The sequence below is a fragment of the uncultured Tateyamaria sp. genome, assembly GCF_947496075.1.
Taxonomy (GTDB): Bacteria; Pseudomonadota; Alphaproteobacteria; order Rhodobacterales; family Rhodobacteraceae; genus Tateyamaria.
The window spans coordinates 580,624-604,154 of record NZ_CANMBJ010000006.1 but is presented as its reverse complement, the minus strand read 5'-3'; the positions used below and the strand labels follow the sequence as shown (position 1 = coordinate 604,154).

Annotated in this window: 20 protein-coding genes and 1 tRNA gene; 9 read left to right on the top strand and 12 right to left on the bottom strand. The window is 60.7% G+C overall.

From position 1 onward, the window contains the following. Complete coding sequence (locus Q1A51_RS21775; RefSeq protein WP_299602377.1) at positions 1 to 921, top strand: ABC transporter permease; 921 nt, start codon at positions 1 to 3, stop codon at positions 919 to 921. A gap of 30 nt (positions 922 to 951) precedes the next feature. After that, positions 952 to 2,034, top strand: a complete 1,083-nt coding sequence (locus tag Q1A51_RS21770) for a BMP family ABC transporter substrate-binding protein (RefSeq protein WP_299602375.1) — start codon at positions 952 to 954, stop codon at positions 2,032 to 2,034. 176 nt (positions 2,035 to 2,210) lie between these two features. On the opposite strand, the gene Q1A51_RS21765 is transcribed toward Q1A51_RS21770, so the two are convergent. From Q1A51_RS21765 to Q1A51_RS21750, 4 genes are all read right to left on the bottom strand, one after another. Further along, a complete protein-coding gene (locus tag Q1A51_RS21765) occupies positions 2,211 to 2,930 on the bottom strand; it encodes a hypothetical protein (protein WP_299602372.1) in 720 nt (239 codons plus the stop codon). 128 nt (positions 2,931 to 3,058) lie between these two features. Beyond that, positions 3,059 to 3,298 carry a YdcH family protein gene (locus tag Q1A51_RS21760; RefSeq protein ID WP_299205294.1) on the bottom strand — a complete coding sequence of 80 codons (240 nt, stop codon included), beginning with the start codon at positions 3,296 to 3,298 and terminating at the stop codon, positions 3,059 to 3,061. Between the two features lie 16 nt (positions 3,299 to 3,314). Further along, positions 3,315 to 4,190, bottom strand: coding sequence for a polyphosphate kinase 2 (ppk2, locus tag Q1A51_RS21755; RefSeq protein WP_299205296.1), 876 nt, complete (start codon positions 4,188 to 4,190; stop codon positions 3,315 to 3,317). A gap of 72 nt (positions 4,191 to 4,262) precedes the next feature. Continuing rightward, positions 4,263 to 4,925, bottom strand: a complete 663-nt coding sequence (locus tag Q1A51_RS21750) for a DUF2461 domain-containing protein (RefSeq protein WP_299602369.1) — start codon at positions 4,923 to 4,925, stop codon at positions 4,263 to 4,265. 269 nt (positions 4,926 to 5,194) lie between these two features. Here Q1A51_RS21750 and Q1A51_RS21745 point away from each other — a divergent pair, with 269 nt between their 5' ends. The 3 genes from Q1A51_RS21745 to Q1A51_RS21735 are packed head-to-tail and all read left to right on the top strand — an operon-like array spanning position 5,195 to position 7,956. Continuing rightward, positions 5,195 to 6,121, top strand: a complete 927-nt coding sequence (locus Q1A51_RS21745; protein ID WP_299602368.1) for an aldo/keto reductase — start codon at positions 5,195 to 5,197, stop codon at positions 6,119 to 6,121. Continuing rightward, complete coding sequence (locus Q1A51_RS21740; protein WP_299602366.1) at positions 6,118 to 7,173, top strand: FAD-binding oxidoreductase; 1,056 nt, start codon at positions 6,118 to 6,120, stop codon at positions 7,171 to 7,173. The genes Q1A51_RS21745 and Q1A51_RS21740 overlap by 4 nt, the downstream gene beginning before the upstream one ends. 18 nt (positions 7,174 to 7,191) lie before the next feature. After that, positions 7,192 to 7,956 (top strand): GH25 family lysozyme, encoded by a 765-nt coding sequence (locus Q1A51_RS21735; RefSeq protein ID WP_299602363.1) that lies wholly within the window; start codon positions 7,192 to 7,194, stop codon positions 7,954 to 7,956. On the opposite strand, the gene Q1A51_RS21730 is transcribed toward Q1A51_RS21735, so the two are convergent. The 7 genes from Q1A51_RS21730 to Q1A51_RS21700 form a co-directional block, all read right to left on the bottom strand. After that, the gene (locus tag Q1A51_RS21730; protein WP_299602361.1) at positions 7,953 to 10,994 is read right to left on the bottom strand and encodes an efflux RND transporter permease subunit; all 3,042 of its coding nucleotides are present in this window, start codon (positions 10,992 to 10,994) and stop codon (positions 7,953 to 7,955) included. The genes Q1A51_RS21735 and Q1A51_RS21730 overlap by 4 nt on opposite strands. Positions 10,995 to 10,997: 3 nt before the next feature. Next, positions 10,998 to 12,242, bottom strand: a complete 1,245-nt coding sequence (locus Q1A51_RS21725) for an efflux RND transporter periplasmic adaptor subunit (RefSeq protein WP_299602358.1) — start codon at positions 12,240 to 12,242, stop codon at positions 10,998 to 11,000. 98 nt (positions 12,243 to 12,340) lie between these two features. Next, positions 12,341 to 14,842: an FAD-dependent oxidoreductase gene (locus tag Q1A51_RS21720; RefSeq protein WP_299602354.1), complete on the bottom strand. Its 2,502-nt coding sequence runs from the start codon at positions 14,840 to 14,842 to the stop codon at positions 12,341 to 12,343. Between the two features lie 190 nt (positions 14,843 to 15,032). Next, complete coding sequence (locus tag Q1A51_RS21715) at positions 15,033 to 15,668, bottom strand: spondin domain-containing protein (RefSeq protein ID WP_299602351.1); 636 nt, start codon at positions 15,666 to 15,668, stop codon at positions 15,033 to 15,035. Beyond that, entirely contained in the window at positions 15,652 to 17,061 is a 1,410-nt protein-coding gene (locus Q1A51_RS21710; protein WP_299602349.1) for an FAD-linked oxidase C-terminal domain-containing protein, read from the bottom strand. The genes Q1A51_RS21715 and Q1A51_RS21710 overlap by 17 nt, the downstream gene beginning before the upstream one ends. Positions 17,062 to 17,087: 26 nt before the next feature. Next, positions 17,088 to 18,869, bottom strand: coding sequence for a gamma-glutamyltransferase (gene ggt / locus Q1A51_RS21705; protein ID WP_299602348.1), 1,782 nt, complete (start codon positions 18,867 to 18,869; stop codon positions 17,088 to 17,090). Positions 18,870 to 18,942: 73 nt separating this feature from the next. After that, entirely contained in the window at positions 18,943 to 19,929 is a 987-nt protein-coding gene (locus Q1A51_RS21700) for a D-glycerate dehydrogenase (protein WP_299205327.1), read from the bottom strand. Positions 19,930 to 20,075: 146 nt separating this feature from the next. On the opposite strand from Q1A51_RS21700, the gene Q1A51_RS21695 reads away from it, so the two are divergent. Beyond that, positions 20,076 to 20,546, top strand: a complete 471-nt coding sequence (locus Q1A51_RS21695; protein ID WP_299205917.1) for an SH3 domain-containing protein — start codon at positions 20,076 to 20,078, stop codon at positions 20,544 to 20,546. Here Q1A51_RS21695 and Q1A51_RS21690 read toward each other — a convergent pair. Next, positions 20,543 to 20,932, bottom strand: a complete 390-nt coding sequence (locus Q1A51_RS21690; RefSeq protein WP_299602347.1) for a Rid family hydrolase — start codon at positions 20,930 to 20,932, stop codon at positions 20,543 to 20,545. The two genes, Q1A51_RS21695 and Q1A51_RS21690, sit on opposite strands and share 4 nt — an antisense overlap. Positions 20,933 to 21,012: 80 nt before the next feature. Between Q1A51_RS21690 and Q1A51_RS21685 the strand changes: the two genes are divergently transcribed. From Q1A51_RS21685 to Q1A51_RS21675, 3 genes are all read left to right on the top strand, one after another. After that, complete coding sequence (locus tag Q1A51_RS21685) at positions 21,013 to 22,005, top strand: NADPH:quinone reductase (RefSeq protein ID WP_299602345.1); 993 nt, start codon at positions 21,013 to 21,015, stop codon at positions 22,003 to 22,005. Continuing rightward, positions 22,002 to 23,333, top strand: coding sequence for a mechanosensitive ion channel family protein (locus Q1A51_RS21680; protein WP_366870265.1), 1,332 nt, complete (start codon positions 22,002 to 22,004; stop codon positions 23,331 to 23,333). The genes Q1A51_RS21685 and Q1A51_RS21680 overlap by 4 nt, the downstream gene beginning before the upstream one ends. Positions 23,334 to 23,396: 63 nt before the next feature. Then, positions 23,397 to 23,472, top strand: a tRNA-Gln gene (locus Q1A51_RS21675). The last annotated feature ends 59 nt before the right edge of the window (positions 23,473 to 23,531 follow it).

The window sequence follows — 23,531 nt, the reverse complement described above, 5'->3', positions numbered from 1 at the left end:
ATGGACCTTTCCGCCATCAATCCCATTCTCCTGATCGCTGCCATGATCGCGGCGGCGACGCCCATTCTGCTGGCGGCCATCGGCGAGCTTGTCGTGGAACGCGCCGGTGTCCTGAACCTTGGGGTCGAGGGGATGATGATCACGGGCGCTGTCTGTGGCTTTATCATTGCCGTGAACACCGGCTCACCCACCGTGGGCTTCATCGCTGCCGCTGTCGGGGGCGCGGTGCTGTCCCTGCTTTTTGCCTTTCTCACGCAGGTGGCCCTGGCGAACCAAGTGGCATCGGGCCTTGCCCTCACCCTTTTTGGCCTTGGGTTGTCGTCGCTCATGGGGCAGAGCTATGTGGGGATCAAACCGCCCCGTGCCGAGGCAACGCCGCTGGGGCCACTGGCTGACATTCCGGTCATCGGGCCGATCATCTTTGGTCATGACCTGATGGTCTATCTGGGCCTTGGAATCGTTGCCGCCACGTGGGCGGTACTGAAATTCACCCGCATGGGGCTGGTCCTGCGGGCAGTGGGGGAAAACCACGATGCGGCCCATGCGCTAGGGTACAAGGTCAAGCGCATCCGGACGTTGGCGATCCTGTTTGGCGGGGCCTGTGCCGGGCTGGGTGGCGCCTACATTTCGCTGATCCGCGTGCCACAGTGGACCGAGGGGATGACAGCCGGTGTGGGGTGGATTGCCCTCGCCCTGGTTGTGTTTGCCAGCTGGAAGCCCTGGCGCGTGTTGCTGGGTGCTTATCTTTTTGGCGGAATTACCCAGCTCCAGTTGAACCTGCAGGGCGCGGGCGTTGCCATTCCGGTCGAGTATTTGGCAATGTCCCCCTACGTCGTGACGATCATCGTTCTGGTGATTCTGAGCGCAGATAAATCACGCGCCCCCGGCTCACTGGGGCGCACATTCCACGCCTCGGGATAAGGGGCGCACCTAAATGGGGAGACTACCTGAATGAAATTCACCACTTTGATGGCAAGTGCTGCGCTGGCGCTTGGTCTGGCGGGCGGCGCCTATGCCGATGGCCATGAGAAAACGAAGGTTGGCTTTGTCTATGTAGGGCCCGTGGGCGACGGCGGCTGGACATACGAGCATGATCAGGGTCGTCTTGCGGTCGAGGAAGAGTTCGGCGATGCGGTTGAGACCGTGTTCGTAGAGAACGTGGCCGAAGGTCCGGACAGCGAGCGCGTGATGACTCAGATGGCACTGGATGGGGCTGACCTGATCTTTACCACGTCCTTTGGCTACATGGACCCGACAAACAACGTCGCGGCCAAGTTCCCGGATGTGAAGTTCGAGCACGCGACCGGCTACAAGCGCCTGCACCCGAACGTGTCCACCTACTCGGCCCGCTTCTATGAAGGCCGTGCCATTCAGGGTCACATCGCGGGCAAGATGACCAAGACCAACACCATCGGTTATATCGGGTCCTTCCCGATCCCCGAGGTGATCCGTGGCATCAACTCGGCCTATATCCACGCCAAGAAGGTGAACCCGGATGTCGAGTTCAAGATCATCTGGGTTTACACGTGGTTTGACCCCGCAAAAGAAGCCGACGCCGCCAAGACCCTGATCGATCAGGGTGCGGACGTGGTACTGCAGCACACCGACTCGACAGCACCGCAAGCGGCGGCTCAGGAAGCCGGTGGCGTTGTCACCTTTGGCCAAGCGTCGGACATGGGTCAGTACGCGCCCTTCCCGCGCGTGTCGTCGATTATTGATGACTGGGCCCCCTACTATATCGCGCGCACCCGCGCTGTGATGGACGGCACTTGGGAGTCCAAAGACACATGGGACGGCATCGGCGCTGGCATGGTTGGCATCGGCGAGATTTCGGACGCTGTTCCTGCCGAGGTCAGGGAAGAGGCACTGGCGATGAAGGCCGCTTTGGCGGATGGATCGTACCATGCGTTCACCGGCCCGCTGAACAAGCAGGACGGCTCGCCCTTCCTGGCAGATGGTGAGACCGCCGATGATGGCACCCTGGCTGGCATGAACTTCTATGTCGAAGGCATCGAAGGCGATATCCCGCAGTAAGCCGTTGTAAGGCGGGGGTTCCCCCGCCGAACAGGATTGCCCCCGGCCCCGCGCCGGGGGTTTTTTGTTGGGTGGGGCGCACGGCACGTGCGCCTTACGGGCGCGTCAGCTTTACGCGCGACACTGTAAGGCGGAGGTGTCCTCCGCCACCCCGTGCCAAATGCGCCGGGGACATTTTATTGCGTGAAAATCCGGACCATCTGCGCGTCGAAATGCGCCCATGACATTGTCGCTTTGTTGCCCGCATATCCATGATAATGGGACTTGCCGGTGTCATTGGGCAGACCCGCCCAGATCTTGGCCAGATTGTTCATGAAGGTCTGCCGCTTCATCTCACCCGCGAGGAAGGGTGCAAGGCCAGCGTCAGCCAGCAGTATGTCAGCAAGACGATCCTGCACTTGCGGTGTGAACTGCGTCTTGGGATTGATCCCCGCCTGCCGCACGAGCCGCCGCAAGGTGGGTGGAATGAACTGGTAGCGGCCAATGGCGTGGGGCTGGCTCGGCGTGGCGTCGATCCAGTCATAGATTTGCTGGATCGTCAGCCGGGTTGGGGCCGCTGCGGGCTTGACCTTTGCCCCGTATTGCACCGCGTCATACCCCTTTTTGCCTGCCTCGGCCTGTGCGATCAGGTTGCGCAACCGCGCTACCCGCCCTTCGACGGGATAGTTGCGCAAGTTGTCGAGTTCCTTGGGATCGGGCGGCGCAAAAAGGCCAGTGATGGAACGCCCTGCAAACAGGCTCGGCCCGGAATGACGGATCATCGGCTCTGTACTGATCAGCGGTGCCGCCTTGGTCATCAGGCTGGCCCTACTGACCATCGGCAACGCCTCCGCCCAGGCAAATGCCCCTTGCCCCACCAATCCAACACACGCCAAAAGGCCCCAAATCCGCCGCATCGCAATCCCATTCTGAAATCATCGCGTGCGGGGTTTGTGCGGCGACATCCCTAAACACGGGGTTGCCACCGCAATGCGTTTTGAGCCGAGTTTAGTTCAAATGCGATTTATCGCGTGAACGACCCCGTTCAGGCGGCCGTCAGCGTGGCATAGAGCTGGTCCTTCAGCGCCATGCGCTGCTTGCGCATGTCTTGCATATGCGCGTCTGATACGGGTTCAACATCCGTCTCGGCGCGGTGCACGGCGCGATTGACGTCGTGGTATTCATCGAGCAAGCGGGCGAAATGCGCATCGGTCTGCCGCAGGTCCGAAATGCGATCTGCATGTTCGGGAAAATCCTGCATAAGCTCGTGGGGCGTGTTCGACATCTGATCCTCCGGGTCGTCAGCTTTTGCGGGAATGCGGGTGCAGAGATGCCGCCAGGATATGTTCGGATCCGTTCACAGCAGCATCTGCCTGCTGCACGATCAGCGGGTCGGGTACGGTGGCCACTGTCAGGTCCTTGTCGGGATAGTCCAATGTCGACAGAAAGTGCTTCATGCAATTGATGCGTGCGCGTTTCTTGTCGTTGGATTTGACGACCGTCCAAGGTGCATCGGCCGTATCGGTGTAGAAAAACATCGCCTCTTTCGCTTCGGTGTACGCATCCCATTTATCAAGGCTGGCCCGGTCGATCGGCGACAGTTTCCACTGTTTCAGCGGGTCCGTCTCACGCGCCTTGAAGCGGCGGCGTTGTTCATCCTGCGTGACGGAAAACCAGTATTTGAACAGTTGAATGCCCGACCGCGACAGCATCCGTTCGAACTCGGGTGTCTGGCGCATGAATTCAAGGTATTCGTTGGCGGCACAGAACGACATCACCCGTTCCACACCCGCCCGGTTGTACCAGGATCGGTCATACAGCACGATCTCGCCGCTGGTCGGCAGATGCTTGATGTAGCGTTGAAAAAACCACTGCCCCCGCTCTTGGTCTGTGGGTTTGTTGAGGGCCACCACACGCGCAGCACGGGGGTTCAGATGCTCCATGAACCGTTTGATGGTGCCGCCCTTGCCTGCCGCATCGCGCCCTTCGAACAGCAGCACAAACTTCTGGCCCGTCTCCTGCACCCACAACTGAACCTTCAGCAACTCGACCTGCAAGGCAGCCTTTTCCGCCTCGTATTCGGCACGCGTCATCTTGTCGGCGTGGGGGCATTGGGTCTGGTCAAAGGCCTGAGCGTTAGAGGGCTTGCGATCAATGATCTCAACAGATTGTGCCAAAAGTCTTCTCCTAATGCTATTCGGTGAAGACGTAGAAACCCGCACGTACGCGTTGTCATTGATGTGCGTCATTTACAGGTGCGAATCGAAGACCTTCCAGACAGGCATCAAGGTGTTGATCCGCGATACGGTTGCCTTGATCAGGCCAGTGTCGCGCCAATTGGCGGGCATCGGCCCCGACATGGCAAGCGCCTTGCGCTTCAGCAGATCCCCATGCGGATGGTCCTGGTTATAGGGTTTCGGTACGCGCTTCAGCGGCTCTGGTCCCCAGTCACTGATCTCAGCACCGGTGTCGGCGGCCGCATCCAGCGCCTCCTGCAAGCTGTCCCCCCAACTGTCGACGAAGGCGCGGTAGCGGGTCAGATGCTCGCCCTGCAGGCCCATCACCCCCATACCAAGGATGAAATAGTCCTTCGACAGCCCCCAGAACCACGAGGGGGCCAGCGGGTCCTTATCCGCAGGGGACCACATGATGTGCAGATGCGTGTTGAGTGGTGTCTTGTCCTTGGAAAAGCGCACATCGCGGTAGATGCGGAAGACCTTTGGGCTGTGCGGCTTGCCGGTGATGCGGGCGATATCCTCGGCCATCAGGTCTGAAAAGAACCCGGCAGGGCCAGCGATGGCCTCCTTGTAGTGGGCCTTGTGCGGCTCGAACCAGTCCTTGGTGTTGTTCTTCTCCAGCTTGGCAAAGAAGCTGAGCGCCTCATCCACCATCTGTTCAAACCCGTCGGCCATATCCGCCCCCTGCATGTCGTTCCCTTCCGAACCTATCGCACAGCGGGGGTCAGTCCACCGCAAGCTGCTGCCAGATTGCGGCAGTGGCGTGCATTTGTGCCGTGTTCACGCACCCGACCACAGTTTGCCGAGACACACCCATGGCGCTTCGGGGATGTACGCCCGGTGCACTCTGTCCATACAGACCAGCACGGCGCATCCGCATTCTTCGCACCAAAACACGCGTTAGCCGTTGCGCCCACTGTGTTCTGCATGGCACGATTTGGCGCATGATTACCTCTCTCAACGGCACCCCGCTTTCACCGCTGACCTTCGGCACCATGCAGTTCGGCGGCAAGGCCGACGCCAGCGAAAGCCGGGCGATGTTCGACGCCGCCCGCGCCGCGGGCATCACCCATTTCGACACCGCCTTTGTTTATACGGGCGGCGCATCCGAAACGCTGTTGGGTGAGATGGTCAAGGCCGACCGCGATGACTTGATCATCGCGACCAAGGCGGCATACGAGGGTGGGTCCGGGCGCGACAACATCCTGACCGGCTTTGCCACGTCTCAGCAGCGGTTGCAGATGGATATGGTCGATATTCTGTACCTGCACCGCTTTGACGATGACACGCCACTGCAGGAAACCTTTGACTCGCTGGCCACGCTGAAGGCGCAGGGCAAGATCCGCCATATCGGTGTCTCCAACTTTGCCGCATGGCAGGTGATGAAGGCGCAGGCGGTTGCCGCACAGTTCGAAGTGCGGATCGACATCATCCAGCCCATGCACAGCCTCGTCAAACGCCAGTCCGAGGTCGAGATTTTCCCGATGGCCGTCGATCAGGGCATTGAAATCGCACCCTATTCGCCCCTTGGTGGCGGGCTGTTGACCGGCAAATACGCGGATGGCGGCACCGGGCGGCTGACCGAGGATGACCGTTATGCCGCGCGCTACAACGTGGATTGGATGCGCGAGGCGGCAGCCAAGCTGTCTGCGCTGGCAGCTGACCTTGGCACCAGCCCTGCAACGCTTGCCGTGGCGTGGGCCATGGCGCATCCGGCGCGGCCCCGGCCCATCATTTCGGCCCGATCGGCAGAGCAATTGGCACCGTCGCTTGCCGCGCTCGACTTTGACATGACTGCCGACCTTTATGACCAGATCACCGGCTTCAGCGTCACGCCGCCCCCGGCCACGGACCGGATCGAGGAAGCGTGACAGACATCATCGTCATCGGCGGTGGTATCGCCGGGGTGTCTGCGGCGGCGCGTCTATCGGATGGGGCGCAGGTCACGTTGATCGAGGGCGAAAGCGCACTTGGTTACCACGCCTCGGGCCGGTCTGCCGCGCTGTTCGAAGAGAACTATGGGTCGCCTTCGGTGGTGGCACTGAACAAGGCCAGCGCCGCCTATCAGCAACCGTACCTCAGCCCCCGTGGCTTCCTGTTACTTGGGCGCGCAGGCGAAGATGATCAATTCGATGAAGATGCGCAGACCCTGAAGTGCCCCGAGATTTCGGTGGACGAGGCGCGGACATACATCCCGATCCTGAACGACGCGATCACCCGCGCCGCTTATCATGCCGATGCGTTTGATATCGATACGGACCGGATGATTCAGGATTTTGCAAAGACCGTGCGCGCGAATGGCGGGCGGGTTCTGACAGGTCAGGCGGTGACCGAGATCAAGCACGACAAAACCTGGACCGTGCGTTGCGGTGACGAGGTGTTCACCGCTGATGTACTCGTGAACGCTGCGGGTGCCTGGGCCGACCAGATTGCCGCGATGGCGGGGGTCGCGCCCATTGGCATCATGCCCCTCCGTCGTTCCATGGCACGCCTGCCCGCGCCGGGCGGCCACGACGTGAGCGATTGGCCCATCTTCTTTGGTGTGGGCGAGACGTGGTATGCCAAGCCGGATGCGGGGAAACTTTTGGTCTCTCCGGCGGATGAAGACCTTGTCGCACCGCAGGACGCATGGGCCGACGACATGGTGCTGGCCAAAGGGCTGGACCGCTATAGCCAGCACGTGACCGAACCTGTCACCCGGGTTGAGACGTCATGGGCGGGTCTGCGCAGCTTTGCCCCCGACCGCACGCTGGTGCTGGGACCCGACCGCCAAGTCCCTGATTTCATTTGGTGCGCGGGCCAGGGCGGCTATGGGTTTCAGACAGCGCCCGCGGCCAGCCAGTTTGTGGCTGAGCTGGTCCTTGGCCGTCCTCCGCACATTGACGTGGCCACCATCAAATCCTTGTCGCCAGCGCGGTTCTAAGCGGCTAGGCTCAGCCTCATGTTCACACGATTTTTGATTGCCGCCCTCGTCATTTTATCCGCCTGCGCCCCCGGCCCCACCCCCTTTACCGGCCCGATGATCATCGGGGACACCGACCCGGTGCGCTTTGCCGGTCGTCAACCCAGCACCTTTCCGGTGCGCGGCATGGATGCGGCCCGTTTCCAGACAAGCGTAGATTGGGTGCGGGCCAAGGCCGTGGGGATCGAGTTTACCTTCCTGAAGGCGACCGAAGGCGGGGACCTGGCCGATCCGATGTTCAAGGATCACTGGCGTGGCGCGGGTCAAGCCGGGATCAGGCGTGGGGCCTACCACTTCTACTATTTCTGCACGACACCCGAGGTGCAGGCGCAGTTCTTTATCCGTACAGCCCCACGGACGCGCGGCAGCTTGCCCCCTGTGCTGGACATGGAATGGAACCCGTTTTCACCCACCTGCCAGCGCCGCCCAGATGCGGCCACGGTGCGCGACGAAATGCAGCGTTGGCTGAATATTGTTGAGGCACATTACGGTCAGAAGCCCGTCATCTACACGACGCCCGGCTTCTACGAAGATGCGGAGCTGAACCGTTTGCGGGGCTACGAATTCTGGCTGCGCACCACGGCCAAGACCCCGGCACAGGCCTATCCCGGCCAGTCGTGGCGGTTCTGGCAATACACGGCAACCGGGACGCTGCCAAACACGCCCGGTTCCGTTGATATCAATGCCTTCAACGGCTCAGCCGCCGACTGGCAAAGCTGGCTTGAGCGGCGGACGATCCGTTAGGCGACCTCGTCGCCGCTCACCCGGAAGAAGATGGCATAGAGCGCGGGCACAACGATCAACGTGAGAACCGCTGCAAAGCTGAGCCCGCAGATGATCACGATTGCCAGCGAGGCGAAGAACGGGTCCCACACCAGTGGCACAACGCCCAGCACGGTCGTCAGCACCCCCAGCAACACAGGTCGCACCCTACTGACCGCAGAATCCACGATGGCATCCATGCGTGGTTTGTCGTCGGCAATCTGGCTATCGATCTCATCAATCAACACGATGGCCGCCTTGATCAGCAGGCCGGTCAAGGACAGGACACCAAGGATCGCCATGAACTCGAGCGGGGTTTGCGTGGCCGCCAGCCCCCAGATCACCCCGATCAGGGCCAGCGGCACCGTCAACCAGATGATTAATGGCTGCCGAACCGCGTTGAACAGGAAGATCACAACAAGGATCATCGCGCCAAACCCCAAGGGCATGGTCGCGGCAAGACCGGCATTCGCCTCTTGAGAGTTGCCGTATTCACCCTTCCACTCGAGCGCATAGCCGGGCGGCAGAGCGATATCCTCGATCTGGTCCCGGACATCGTTGAACAGGTCGCCTGACAGGACACCCACCGCGTTGTCGGATTGCGCCGTGATGGCCAACTTACGGTCGATGCGACGCAGGTTACCTGCCTCGAACACAACGTCAAATCGGTCCACGACCTGATTGATCGGAATGTATCCACCGGCCACCTGACTGAAGACCTGCACATCGCGCAGCTCTGTCAGGTCGTCACGTTCTACGGCTGTCGGGCGCATGACAATGTTCAACAGCTCATCCCGCTCGCGATACACGCCCAGGGTGGATCCGGTCAGATGGGTGGCAAGGGCACCCGAGATATCGCTTTGGGTCAGGCCCAGACGGCGCGCGTTTTCGGTGTCGATGACAGGCCGGAGGACCTGCACCTGTTCACGCCAGTCGTCCTTGACCGCAATGGCCCCTGCATCGGACATGATCGCCTTTGCCTTGGCGGCCAGTTCGCGCAAGACCACGGGATCGGGACCGAAAAACCGCGCCTCGACCTTGGACCCGCCACCGGGGCCCAGCACGAATTTCCACACTTTGGTATTGGCCACGGGATAGTTTTCTTCGATCCACGCCTGCAATTCAGTACGCAGGTCCTCAATCTGGTCAAAGCTCTCCACGTCGACCAGAATCTGCCCATAGGCCGAGTTCTGCGTCTCGGCCTCGTAGATCAGCATGAACCGAGTGTGGCCCCGACCGATGGCCGTGTTTGTTCCAGTGACCCCGGGCAGCGTGCGCACGTGCTCACTGATTTCCAGTATGTCCGCCTCGGTTGCAGTGATGTCGGCGCCTTGCGGCAGGAAGTAGTCAATCGCGAATTGCGCGCGGGTGGAGGTCGGAAAGAAGCCGGGCGGCACCATGCTGAACATCGCAATCGCAGATGCGAACAGCACCACGACCAGGCCGATGGTCAGATACCGGACCGCAATCGCACGTTTGAGAATGCTGCGGTACATCCCCAGAAACACATTTTCCCGCTCTTCCACGGCCGTGCCGGGTTTGAGCAGAAGGGTGCAGAAATACGGTGTCAGCCAAATGGCAACCAGCCAGGAAAACAGTAGTGAAATCGCGATGGTCCAGAACAGGCTGCCCGCATATTCGCCGGTGTTGTCCGGCGAAAAACCGATGGGTGAAAAGGCGAGGATACCAACAAGTGTCCCCCCCAGCAGCGGCCATTTCGTCTGGTTCACAACCGCGATGGAGGCGGACGCCGCGCTCTCGCCCCTTTGGACCCGAACCAGCGTGCCTTCGACCACGACGATGGCGTTGTCGACCAGCATCCCCAGCGCGATAATCAACGCGCCAAGGGAAATGCGCTGCATATCCAGATCATAGAGGTACATCCCGAACAGTGTCCCGGCCACAGTCACCATCAGGATGCCGCCCATCAGAATGCCCGACCGCAGCCCCATGAAGATCAGAAGCGTGCCCACGACGATGGCGAGCGCCAACACGACGTTCATGACGAAATCGTCGACCGACTCTTTGACCGTGACGGACTGATCCGAAATCGCCAGCACATCGATACCAATGGGGCGCTGATCAATCAGGGCGTCCATCCGTTCCTTGACCGCCACACCCATGTTCACGACGTTACCGCCCAACGTGTTTGATATCCCGATCCCGATGGCTTGTTTCCCATCGCGGTACAGCAACATGGTGGCCGGGTCCTCGACCCCGCGGCTGATCGTTGCAATATCGGACAGGCGGAAGGACGCGCCGGTCTGCGGATTGGTGATCATCAGGTTGCCGATGGCCTCGGTCGAGGACACCGCACTTTCCGGGCGGACCATCAGGCGGGTTTGCCCCGCCTTGATTGACCCGGCGGGACGAACGAGGTTCTGGCCTTCAAGGATTTGTGCGATCTGATCCGGTGCCAAGCCAAGCTCAATCAAGCGGGCCGACGAGTATTCGACATAGATGACCTCGTCCTGGACGCCGTTCAGAACCACCTTGGACACGCCATCGACCGTCACCAGTTCGCGTTGCAGGTCCTTGGCGTATTCATGCAACTCGCTGATGGAGAACCCATCCCCTACAACAGCGAAATACAGGGCATAAACGTCACCAAAATCATCAAAGATCAGGCTTTCAAGCGCGTTAGGGGGCAGGTCCCCCTGCGCATCGTCGACCTTGGCGCGCATCTGTGCGAACCGTTCATAGAGCACAGGGTAGTCCGGCACCGAAGGAATGGTGAATTCAACATTCACGATGCTGAGACCTGGCGAGGACACCGACCGCACTTCATCCACGCCTTGCAATTGCTGCAAGGCGTTTTCGACAACCTCGGTCACTTCCTCTGCCACCTCTTCGGCGCTGGCACCGGGATAGGGCGTGATGATCTGGGCCTGACGGATGATGAATTCAGGGTCTTCGAACCGCGGGAGCACGGTGTAGGCAAAGTACCCCGAGATCAGAATAAGGAGCGTCGAGATCGCCGAGATCAGACGCTTTTCGATGGCAAACCGGGCCAGATCCATAGCTTAATCTCCAACCCGAGTGATCGGGCGTATGGTCATCCCGTCAACGATCTGACTGACCCCAGCAGCAATCACGCGGTCCCCCGCGCTGACCCCATCGGTCACGGCAACCTCAGCGCCGCTGGCCTCGCCCAACGTGACGGATTGCTTGGACACGGCGTTGTCATCATCCAGCAGCCATACAAACGGCGAACCATCGGGGTCTGCGCCCACTGATGTCAGCGGAATACGCAACTCCGGCGCCGACCCCGGGGCCGTTGCCAAGGCGCGGCCAACCATGCCAGGCAGAATGATGGACCCGTTTGGTTGCGCGACACTGACCCGCCCCCGATAGGTTTGGGTGGCGGCGTCGGCCTGAACAGAGAATTCCACCACCTCTGCGTCAAAGGTTTGCCCCGGCAACGCGTCAAACTGAACCTGGGATTGGATCTGGTCCTGTCCGTTTGCGGACAGCGCGACCACATCCGGCCCCGGCACATCAAAGGCAAGGTGCACGGTGTCGATGTTTTGCAGCAGCGCAATGCTTTGGCCCGCCTGCACATTCGTGAAGTTGTCGATATCACGGCGCGAGATGATGCCCGCAAAAGGCGCCGTCAGCGTTGCGTCATCAAGATTGTCGTTTGCCACCTGCAATTGCGCTTCAAGCCCGCGCAAGGCCGCCTCAGCCGCTTCAATGTCTTCCGCTCGACCACCGGATTGCCCGATGATCAATTGTTCTTGCTGCGCCCGCAGGTTCGCTTCGGCAACACGCAAGGACGCCTCATCCTGTTCAAGACGGGCAGCGGCAACAACGCCACGTTCCGCCAACTCGCGTGTCCGTTCGGCCTGATCACGGGCCTGGTCAACTTGGGCCTGGGCCGATTCAACTGCGGCTTCCAGCGCAACAATCTCTTCCGCACGCGCGCCTGTTCGCAATGCGCGGAGCTGGGCTGCCGACTGATCACGTGAGCTTTCAAGCTGGGCAATCTGGCGTTCGAAGTCGCGCGGGTCGATCTGCGCAATCAACGCACCCAGCGCCACATCCTGTGCACCACGAATGGGGAGTTCAATGACCCGCCCACTGACGCGAAACGACAGCTCAACCTCTTCGGAGGGCAACACAATCGCAGGATACGTACGCTGGATCGTTGCTTCTGTTTCCTGAACGGTGGCGATCTTGGCAGGGCGCAAAACGTCCTGAGCGCTGAGTGACACCGCTGATGCAAGCGCTGCGCCGATGCCAAATACAAAAATCTTTATTAGATTCATCGTGGTGCAACGCCTTTTTCCAATATTGAAGCGGACAATTAAGCGACGCGCCAGCCGAGTCAACCAACAGGCGAGTGATCCCCCTTCAATCGGCGGGTTCACCCATCCTTGCGGATCACCTCGTTCTTTGGATCGTAGGGGCTGTCGCTGACAATTTCTGCCTGCCAAAGTTTGTCGAACATCCTGACCTGCAGCTGTGTGCCCGGTAAAGCCAGATCGGGCTGGACATATCCCATGCCAATCGATTTGCCGAAAGCGACCGAATACCCGCCAGAGGTCAAACGTCCGACACGTGTATCCCCGTGATAGAGGGCTTCACGTCCCCAAGGGTCTGCATCATCAGGCCCGTCGATCAATACGGTGACGCAAGTCGAACGGACGCCAATCTTTTCCATCGCCGCCTTGCCATGGAAATCCTTGGACAGGTCAACGAAACGGGGCAAATCAGCTTCCATCGGGGTCGCATCGCGGCCCAGTTCGGTCCCGAACGCGCGATAGGATTTTTCCTGTCGCAACCAGTTCTGCGCGCGTGCGCCCACCAGTTTCATCCCGTGCTTCTCGCCCGCCTGGACAAGCTGATCCCACAGGTAGTTCTGCATCTCGATTGGATGGTGCAGTTCCCACCCCAGCTCGCCAGTATAGGCCACGCGGATGGCGCGTACGGGGCACATGCCCAGTTCGATATCCCGGTAGGACAGCCAAGGGAAACGCTTGTTTGACAGCACGGTCGACGGGTCCGCATCCTTGACCAGCTCGTTCAGCACATCCCGCGATTTTGGCCCGGCAATGGCGAATACGCCCCACTTGGTCGTCACGTCCTCTTCGTTGATGCGCCCGAACTCGGCCTCTTTCTCCATGATCGCCTTGTAGAGGTAATCCTGATCATAGGCGTGCCATGCGCCTGCCGACACGAGGTAATAGTCATCCTGGGCCAGCCGCACGATGGTGTATTCCGTGCGTGTCGTGCCCGCAACGGTCAAGGCATAGGTCAGGTTGATGCGCCCGACCTTGGGCAGCTTGTTGGTGGTGAACCAATCCAGGAATGCCGTGGCCCCCGGCCCACTGATCCGGTGCTTGGTAAACGCCGTCGCGTCGACGAGACCAACGCCCTCACGGATCGCCTGGGCCTCATCATGGGCGTATTGCCACCAACCGCCCCGGCGGAAGGACCTGGCATCGTGATCAAAACTGTCCGGCGCATCCAGAGGGCCGTAATAGTTGGGGCGCTCGAACCCGTTCACGCAGCCAAACTGTGCGCCTGCCGCCTTTTGCCGGTCATAGGCCGGACCTGTCCGCAACGGACGGCACGCTTCACGCTCTTCGTCGGGGTGGTGCAGGATATAGACGTGCTCGTAGCATTCCTCGTTCTTGCGCGCAGCATATTCGGTCGTCATCCAGTCGCCGTAGCGCTTGGGATCAAGCGAGGCCATGTCGATCTCGGCCTCCCCCTCGACCATCATCTGGGCAAGGTAATACCCGGTGCCGCCAGCGGCGGTGATGCCAAATGAGAACCCTTCGGCCAGCCACATGTTGTCCAACCCGGGCGCGGGGCCGACCAGCGGGTTGCCATCCGGCGTGTAGCAGATCGGGCCATTGAAATCGTCCTTGAGACCGCTTTCTTCGCAAGACGGCACGCGATGGATCATCGCCATGTACTGGTCTTCGATCCGCTCCAGATCCAGCTGGAACAGGTCCGCCCGGAAGCTGTCCGGCACCCCATGTTCGAATCGCGCAGGCGCATTCTTTTCATACACCCCAAGGATCCAACCGCCGCGCTCCTCGCGGACGTAGGACTGCGCGTCGGCATCGCGAATGACCGGGTGCTCGGCATTGCCCTCGGCCCGGTACTTCACAAGCTCGGGGTCCTGCTCCATCACGATGAACTGGTGTTCAACAGGGATGGCGGGCATCTTGATACCCAGCATTTGGGCCGTGCGCTGCGCATGGTTGCCGCTGGCAGTCACAACATGCTCAGCCGTGATCACCACCTGCTCGTCAGAGGGTACAAGATTGCCGCCCTTCTCCACCATCTTGGTGGCCGTGACCTCCCAAGCCTCACCGTTCCAGTGAAAGGCATCGGCCTGCCACTTCCGCTCGATCATCACGCCGCGCTGGCGCGCACCCTTGGCCATCGCCATCGTGACATCAGCGGGGTTAATATAGCCGTCCGTCTGGTGATACAGCGCGCCCTTCAAATCCTCAGTCCGGATCAGGGGCCACTTCGCCTTGATCTCATCAGGCGTCATGAACTCGTAAGGCACCCCGCAGGTCTCGGCCGTTGAGGCATAGAGCATGTATTCGTCCATGCGCTCTTGAGTTTGCGCCATGCGGAGGTTGCCCACAACGGCGAAGCCCGCGTTCAGCCCCGTCTCTTCCTCAAGTGTCTTGTAGAACTTGATCGAGTAGTCGTGGATGTGGGTCGTGGCATAGGACATGTTGAAATAGGGCAGCAAGCCAGCAGCATGCCATGTCGAGCCAGAGGTCAACTCGTCCCGTTCAAGCAGCATCACGTCGTCCCAGCCCGCACGCGCCAGATGGTAGGCAATCGAGGTTCCGACAGCGCCGCCGCCGACAACCAATGCTTTGACCTGAGTTTTCATGTCCCGATTCCTTCGCAATCCGTCCCCGTTGTTCTAGGAAAACAACACGCGCGCCGCGCCAACAAGCCGACCGAACGCTGCAGAAAAACGACGCCCGCGACACGTCCCTTCTTCCCTGTTTCAAAAAATCCCGGGGGTTTGGGGGCTGGCCCCCAATAAACAGACAGCGTCGCCGCAGGCGTCCGCAGGATCAAGGCAAACGGGTAAAGGAGGCCTGTCCGATGGGGGCAAGACCATCTGCGGTCAGAAAATCGGGATGGGTCAGCAGGCGGACAGACTGGCGCGGCTGCGTTTCGACATTTGGGCCGGTGTAATCCGGTCCACTGTCTGCCCCCGCGTCCCACGGCCACAGCACAACGGTCACCTGATCCCGCCATATGTCTTCGGCGCGCAATTGCACGCCGCTGGCGCCGGAAAACCAATCCGGACTGGGCGCAAGCATCGTCGCAAAGGACACACGGCTCAACGTCTCATCCACCATCAACTCAAAGGAAAACGCCCCTGGGCTGGCGACTCCCGGCAACACCACATGCTCGCCGACGCGGCCACGCCTGCGCCCCTCGGCCAGTTCCGCTTCAAGCACGCTGACGCGCCCGTTTGTGGCGACAAGGGCCAAACCGCTCGAGGCTGTTTCTCCGTCCTGGAAAAGGCTGTACCGCGATGAATGCGCAAAGGCGATCAACCTGCTCCAATGCGCGTCCAGGTCATCCGCTGCCGTCCAATTGAACGTCACATCGACACGGTAGCGCGCCGTGTCTTGCGCCAGCGCGACACCTGCCATCACCACGCACAGAAACGTCGCGATTGCCTTAGCGACGCGGGCCAAAGATCTTACCCGGGTTCATGATGTTTTGTGGATCCAGCGCCGTCTTGATCGCGGCCATATATTCGACCGTGGGCCCCAGTTCCTTGACCAGATAGGGCATCTTGCCCTGACCGATGCCATGCTCACCGGTGCAGGTGCCGTCCATCCGGATTGCCTCGTCCGCAAGGAAGGCCGTGAACTCCTCGGCGCGACGCACCTCCTCGGCGTTTTCCATATCGATCAGCACGAGGCTATGAAAATTGCCATCACCCACATGCCCGACGATTGGGGCCAGAAGCCCAAGCTCCTCCGCCTTGGCCTGCGCGCCTGTCACGGCCTCAGCCAGTCGCGAGATGGGCACGCAAACATCGGTCGAGATCCCTTGTGCGCCGGGGCGCAATTGCAAGGTTGCCCAATACAGGTCGTGCCGCGCTTTCCACAGCTTGTTGCGTTCTTCTGCCGTCGCGGTCGTTGCAAAGTCGGTGCCTCCCGCATCCTCGGCGATAGAACCAAACATCTCTGCCTGTTCGATCACACCACTGTCCGAGCCGTGGAATTCCAGCAAAAGCAACGGTGTCTCTGGCAGGGTTAGACCTGCATAATCATTCGCCGCCTTCACGTTCAGCGCGTCCATCAGCTCGATCCGCGCAACGGGAATGCCATACTGGATCGTCGTCATCACGGCCTGGCAGGCGGCATCGATGGAGGGAAAGGACATGCGCGCCGCAGAGATAGCCTCCGGGATACCCTGCAGTTTCAGCGTGATCTCGGTGATCAGACCCAGCGTGCCCTCGGACCCGATCAGCAAGCGTGTCATGTCATAGCCTGCTGATGTTTTCTTGGCCCGCTGCGCCGTGCGGATGACCCGCCCATCGGCCATCACAGCCTCAAGCGCCAGCACATTGTCCTTCATCGTGCCATAGCGCACCGCGTTGGTGCCCGAAGCGCGGGTCGAGGCCATCCCACCCAGCGATGCATTCGCACCGGGATCAATGGGAAAGAAGAGCCCCCTGTCCCGCAGATAGGTGTTCAACTGCTCTCGCGTCACACCCGGTTGCACGACGCAATCAAGGTCTTCGGCATTCACGGCGAGTATCTGGTCCATCTGGGTCAGATCCACGGATACGCCACCCGCCGGCGCATTCACGTGTCCCTCGAGCGACGTGCCAGTGCCAAAGGGGATCACAGGCACCTGATGCGTCGCGCACACCTTTATGATGTCCGACACTTCCTTAGTCGAGGTGGGGAACACAACCGCATCCGGCGCCTGCGCCCGGATCCACGTCGTGGTGTGGGCGTGCTGGTCGCGCATGGCCTGACCGGTATGGAATTGGTCCCCGAACTTCTGCTTGAGGATGCCAAGCGCCGTGGCAATCCCCTCTTCGTTGCGTGGCAGATCAATGGCCTGCGGCATGTGTATTCTCCCCTTGTCGCCGAGCGTCAGTCGCCCAGCGCAATGCCTTCACGGCGCGGATCGGCCCCGCCTTGCAGCGTTTCACCAATCTCAATCGCATGCAGACCGGAATTCAACCCACGCACATTGACTTCAAAGCCAAGCGCTTCCATTGCGGGGGCCAGATCGGCCGCCGATGTGCCTTCTTCGAAATCGTAGGTGCCAAACCGGTTCACGGCGTGGGGCAGACTGACGGCCTGCTGCACGTCCATCCCCCAGTCCATCCATGCGATGATCGACTTGGCTGTGTAGCCGATGATGCGGCTGCCACCGGGCGAGCCGATGGCCAGCACCGGCGCGTCATCCTTCATCACGATGGTCGGCGACATGGACGAGCGGGGACGTTTGCCCGGTGCAAGCGCATTCGCAATCGGCACGCCGTCCACATGGGTGCTGAAGCTGAAGTCGGTCAGCTCGTTGTTCAGAAGGAACCCATGCACCATCAGCCGTGAGCCAAATGCGTTTTCAATGGTCGTCGTCATCGAAGCCACATTGCCATACGCATCAACAATCGAGATGTGTGACGTCGAAGGCAGTTCTAGGCTTTGGTCATCGGCCCAAAGACTGCTGTGATCAAAGGCCGGATTGCCCGGGGCAACATCGGCCAGGGCAGTCTCTCCGTTCAGTTGCCCGGCGCGGTCGGCAAGGTAGGCAGGATCGACCAGACCGGCGGTGGGCATTGGAACGAAGTCGCTATCAGCCATGTACCGCCCCCGATCCGCAAACGCGAGACGCGATGCGTCACCGATCAACCGCCAGCTTTCCGGATTTTCTGCCCCAAGCTCGGCAAGATCGTAGCTGTTCAGCATCCCCAGGATCTGACCCACAGTCAGCGCCCCCGACGATGGCGGACCCATCCCGCAGACATCATGTGCCCGGTAGGTAACACAGACCGGTGCACGTTCCTTGACCTGGTAGACCGCCAGATCAAGCTCGGACAGAACGCCGGGATTGCCCGCTGCAAACTGCACCGTCGCCATGATGTCCTGCGCGATTTTGCCGGTGTAAAAGCCGTCCGCACCTTCGGCCGCCAAGACCCGCAAGGTTTCGGCATATTCCGGGTTCTGCAACACTGTGCCCGCGCTCAGCGGCGTGCCATCAGGCAGGAAATAGTCAGCAGTCACGGGGAAGCGACCCAGGCGTTCTGCATCCTGTTCGATCAAACCCGCAAGACGTGGTGATACTTCGAACCCGTCATCGGCCAGCCCAATCGCTGAGTCGAAAAGGCTGGGCCAAGGTTGGCTGCCCCAACGTTGATGCACCTCTTCCAAGAGCGCGGGTGTTCCCGGCGTGCCAACGGACCGCCCTCCAACGACCGCATCGAAGAAGCCCATGGGCTCCCCATCCTCTGTCTGGAATAGCTGCGGCGTTGCTGCCAACGGCGCCGTTTCGCGCCCATCAAGTGTCGTCAATTCCTGTGTTTCAGCATCATACCAGACCAGGAACGCGCCTCCTCCCAGGCCGGACGATTGTGGCTCAACCAATCCCAGAACGACCTGCACGGCCACAAGTGCGTCCGCTGCGGTGCCGCCCTTCGCAAGCACTTCGGCGCCGGCCTGCACGGCCAACGGGTTGGCAGCGGCAACCATATAGCTTTGCGCCGTGACGGGCTGGCCTGCATCCTTGGATACTTGTGCCGCGGCAATGGCTTCTGTGGTCGCAACCGCTGCGCCTTCAGTCCCGCCTTCGGGCTGGACGGCGTCCGCGGTTTGCTGGGCCAACGCGGCCCCTGCGATCAGGGTAAAGGCAACGGTCAGGGAAAAGCGCATGGGATCCTCCTTTGGCGCGGCAGGCTCGTCAATTCGGCGGTCAAAAAACCGGGCAGCTGTGCCGCCCGGGGCATCAAAGCATGGACGGCACGACCTGATCAGGTGGGCGGTGACCATCGTCAAAGGTCTTGATATTGATAATGACCTTTTCGCCCATTTCGATCCGGCTTTCGCGGGTGGCCGAACCCATATGGGGCAACAATACAACGTTGTTCAGTTCGCGCAGGCGCGGGTTCACCTCGGTCCCGTTTTCATAGACATCGAGGCCCGCCCCCGCGATCTCGCCCGCCCGCAACATGCGTGTCAGGGCGTTTTCATCAATCACCTCGCCACGCGACGTGTTCACGATCACGGCATCCGGCTTCATCAGTTTCAAACGGCGTGCATTCATCAGGTGAAAGGTAGAGGGCGTGTGCGGACAGTTGACGCTGATAACGTCCATGCGCGCCACCATCTGGTCCAGGCTCTCCCACCACGTGGCTTGCAACTCTTCTTCGATCTCGGGCCGCAGGCGGCGGCGGTTGTGGTAGTGCACCTGCATCCCGAAAGCCGCCGCTCGGCGGGCAACCGCCTGTCCGATGCGACCCATGCCAAGGATGCCGAGCCTGCGCCCGGCCACCCGGCCGCCAAGGAATGCGGTGGGCGCCCATCCGTCCCATGTGCCCGATTGCATCGCAGCCAGCCCTTCGGGCAGGCGGCGGGTCACGGCAAGGATCAGACCCATGGTCATGTCGGCAGTGTCATCGGTCAGTACACCGGGCGTGTTTGACACCAGGATACCGCGCTGCCGCGCCGTCGAGACATCAATATTATCAACACCTGCGCCATAGTTCGCGATCAGTTTCAAACGTTCGCCAGCTTGCCCGATCATGGCCCCATCCACGGTGTCGGTGATCGTGGGAACCAGAACATCAGCCGCCTTCATCGCCTCGACCAACTCGGTGCGGGTCATGGGCGCATCGCTGTCGCGCAAGGTGACGTCGAACAGTTCGCTCAACCGGGTTTCCACCTCGGCGGGCAACCGTCGCGTAACGACAACACTCAGACGTTCCTTTGGCATTGCGCCCTCCCCGGTGCTTGGCCTTGGGTCCTATCTTTGGCATGGTGGCGGATGTGAGCACGAGGCACAAGAACCTCGGCCACATCAAAAGGCGAGTGACGAGCGGAAAGTTCCCGATGATTGCGGTTTGGCGGTTTGTGCTATCGATGCTTTTGGTGCTGGGCCTGACCCTGCCCGCTGTTGCACGAGACACGGGTCCCGTGACCAACCTGCCCTTGCCGCGCTTTGTGTCGATGAAAGCGGCAGAGGGTAACGTGCGCCGCGGCCCCTCCCTGACCCACAGAATCGACTGGGTGTTCAAGCGGCGCGACATGCCGCTGCGCATCACGGCCGAACATGGCCACTGGCGCCGGGTCGAAGACCGGGACGGACTGGGCGGCTGGGTGCACTATTCGCTGCTTTCCGGCACACGCACGGTCATTGTCGAACAGGACATGCTGACCCTTCGCACCAAACCTGATGCCAATGCGCCCGTCACCGCTGCATTGGAAGCTGGCGTTGTCGCCCGATTGGGCAAATGCGGACCCGAGTGGTGCCGCCTGAGTTCTGGCGGCTATCGCGGTTGGGCACCCAAAGCACGGCTTTGGGGTGTTGCGATAGACGAACTGCGCGACTAACCCAGCTCCGCCACAATACGGATTTCCACGACCGCCCCTTCGCGGCGCAACCCTGCCACCTCGACCGCTGTCCAAGCAGGGTAAGGTTGTGACAGATGTGCGCGGCGCACGGCATCAAACGCATCGAAATGGGCGTGGAGCCCCACGTGGTAACTGGTCATCTCGACAACGGCGTTCAGGGTAAGGTCGGCTTGGGCCAGCACCTCGCCAATCTTGGTGAAACAGGCGTGGAATTGTGCCTCCTCCGACACTGGCATCGTTCCGTCCGCCGCTGCCCCGGTGACACCTGTCATGAATACATGATTGTGCGATAGGACCCCCGGCGACATGCCCGCCGCGTCACAGGCGGCCTCGAGCCCCGGTGGTATCAATACCCGTCGCGTCATCAGCAACTCTCCTTGCTCTTGCCCTTATCTTGTTTAGCATTCAAAGCATTGCACAACGCGTATCCAAGAAGAACATTCCAATGAAAGCCATTCACTACACCCGTTTCGGCCCGGCCTCGGATGTTCTGACCTTGGCAGAGATGCCAACGCCGGACCCCGCACCGGGCGAGGTGCTGGTCGAGTTGACCTTTTCCGGCGTGAACCCGTCAGATGTCAAAGCACGCTCTGGCACACGGCCCGGTGTGACAAAGCCTCCGTTTGACCAGATCATCCCACATAGCGATGGCGCGGGACGGATCGTGGCCGTTGGCGATGATGTGCCAGAGACACGGATCGGGCAACGTGTCTGGATCTGGAACGGCCAGTGGCAGCGCCCCTTCGGCACGGCCGCAACACATATCTGTCTGCCCGCAGACCAAGCGGTACCGCTGCCAGACCCGATCACCATGGACACAGGGGCCGTGTTGGGCATTCCCGGCCTGACCGCAGCACATGCTGTTTTCGGAGGTGGCGCTGTTGCAGGCCAAACGCTTCTTATCCAAGGCGGTGCAGGCACTGTCGGCCTGCTGGCCGTGCAACTGGCGAAATGGGGTGGTGCCAAGGTGATCGCAACAGCCCGGGGGGACGGATTGACCGCCGCGGAGGACGCAGGTGCAGACGTTGTTCTGAACTACTCCGACCCTGACCTTGCACAGCACATTCTGGCGGCCAATGACGGCGCGCCTATATCGCGCATCATCGAAGTGGAATTTGGCCGCAATGTGGGGACCGATGCGGAGGTGATTGCCCCCAATGGCACCATCGCGGCCTATGGCTCGGCGCAGGACATGGCGCCCACGCTGCCCTTTGGTCCATTGCTGTTCAAGGCTGCGACGGTCGACATCCTGTTGATCTATCTTCTGCCGCCAGATCAACGCGCCGTGGCGATCGAGCATCTGCATGATGCGCTGCTTACAGGCGCGCTGACCTGCCCGATTGCCCAAACCTTTGCGCTGGCAGACACAGCAGCAGCACATGATGCGGTCGAAGCAGGTCGGCGGGCCGGAGCCATTCTGGTCGAGGTGCAGACGTGATCCGTGCGCTATTGATCATCCTGTGCCTGTGCGCTGCACCACTTTCGGCACAGAACGCGAGCCAGCCCCAAGGCACGATTGCCATCACGGACAGTGCCGCACAGGACGCCGCAATTGCGGTGCGTATCCGCGATATTCTGAACGAGCTTGACGGGTTCGACGGGGTAACTGTGTCTGTCACGTCTGGCATCGTGACACTGCGGGGCACGACCGTGGACACCGCAACCGCCGACCGCCTGAACGAACTGGTTGGCCGTGTCGAAGGCGTCGTTGCCATCGAGAACGAAGTGACCGAAACGACGGATGTGGTCGCCCGGTTGAACCCGGCGGTCGAGCGCTTTCAGGCCCGCATGACACAGGCCGTTGCGATGCTGCCGCTGATTGCGGTTGCCCTTTTGGCCTTTGTTCTGGTTCTGACCCTTGGGATGTTGCTGGCTCGCGCACGTTATCCTTGGGACCGGATCGCGCCAAATGCCTTTATCGCCAACATCTACCGCCAGGTGGTACGTATCCTGTTCTTTATCGCAGGTGTGGTCATCGCGCTGGATATCCTTGGAGCGACGGCCTTGCTGGGCACGATACTGGGCGCGGCGGGGATCGTGGGTCTGGCCATCGGTTTTGCCGTGCGTGACACCGTCGAAAACTTTATCGCATCGATCATGTTGTCGATCCGCCAACCCTTTCGTCCCAATGATGTCGTCGAAATCGAAGGCGACACGGGCAAGGTCATTCGCCTGACCAGTCGGGCGACTATTCTGCTGAGCTTTGACGGCAACCACATTCGCATCCCCAATGCGACCGTCTTCAAAAGCCGCATCGTGAACTACTCCACCAACACCGAACGCCGCTTCAGCTTTGAGATTGGCGTGAGTTCGGACGCCGATCTGGCCGAGGTGCGGCGCATGGCAGAAGAAACCGTGGCGGAGCTGCCCTTTATCCTTTCCGAGCCCGCTCCAATGTCGTGGATCGAACGGATCGGGGATGGCGCGATTTTCATGACAGTCACGGGCTGGATCGATCAAGAGGCGACATCGCTGGTCCGAGCCAAGGGGGAGGCCCTGCGTCTGGTCAAGGCACGAATCGAAGGGGCCGGAATCGAAGTGCCCGACACCACCTATCGCATTCAGTTGCTGGGCGGTGCGGCACTCGACGCAGAATTGGACCAGCCCGGACCAAGCGAACAGGCACCCGCTTTGCCGACAGCCCCAGAGGTCGAAGCCGCCGATGTTACCGACATGTCAGAGCCGGGACTGGACAAGCTGGTGGATGCGGAACGCAATGACCCCGACGCCCCCGATTTGCTGACAGATGCGGCCCCCAAGGAATAGTCGGATTTTTGATGTAAAGGGGCTTGCGCACATCGCTTTGCCGCTCTAATTAGCGCGGCACGTTGGGATGTAGATCAATTGGTAGATCAACTGTTTTTGGTACAGTAGGTTGTAGGTTCGAGTCCTACCATCCCAGCCACTTTCCGCAATATCACTGCACTCGCCGCATCAGCACCGCGCGATGTCGCGATTCTATCT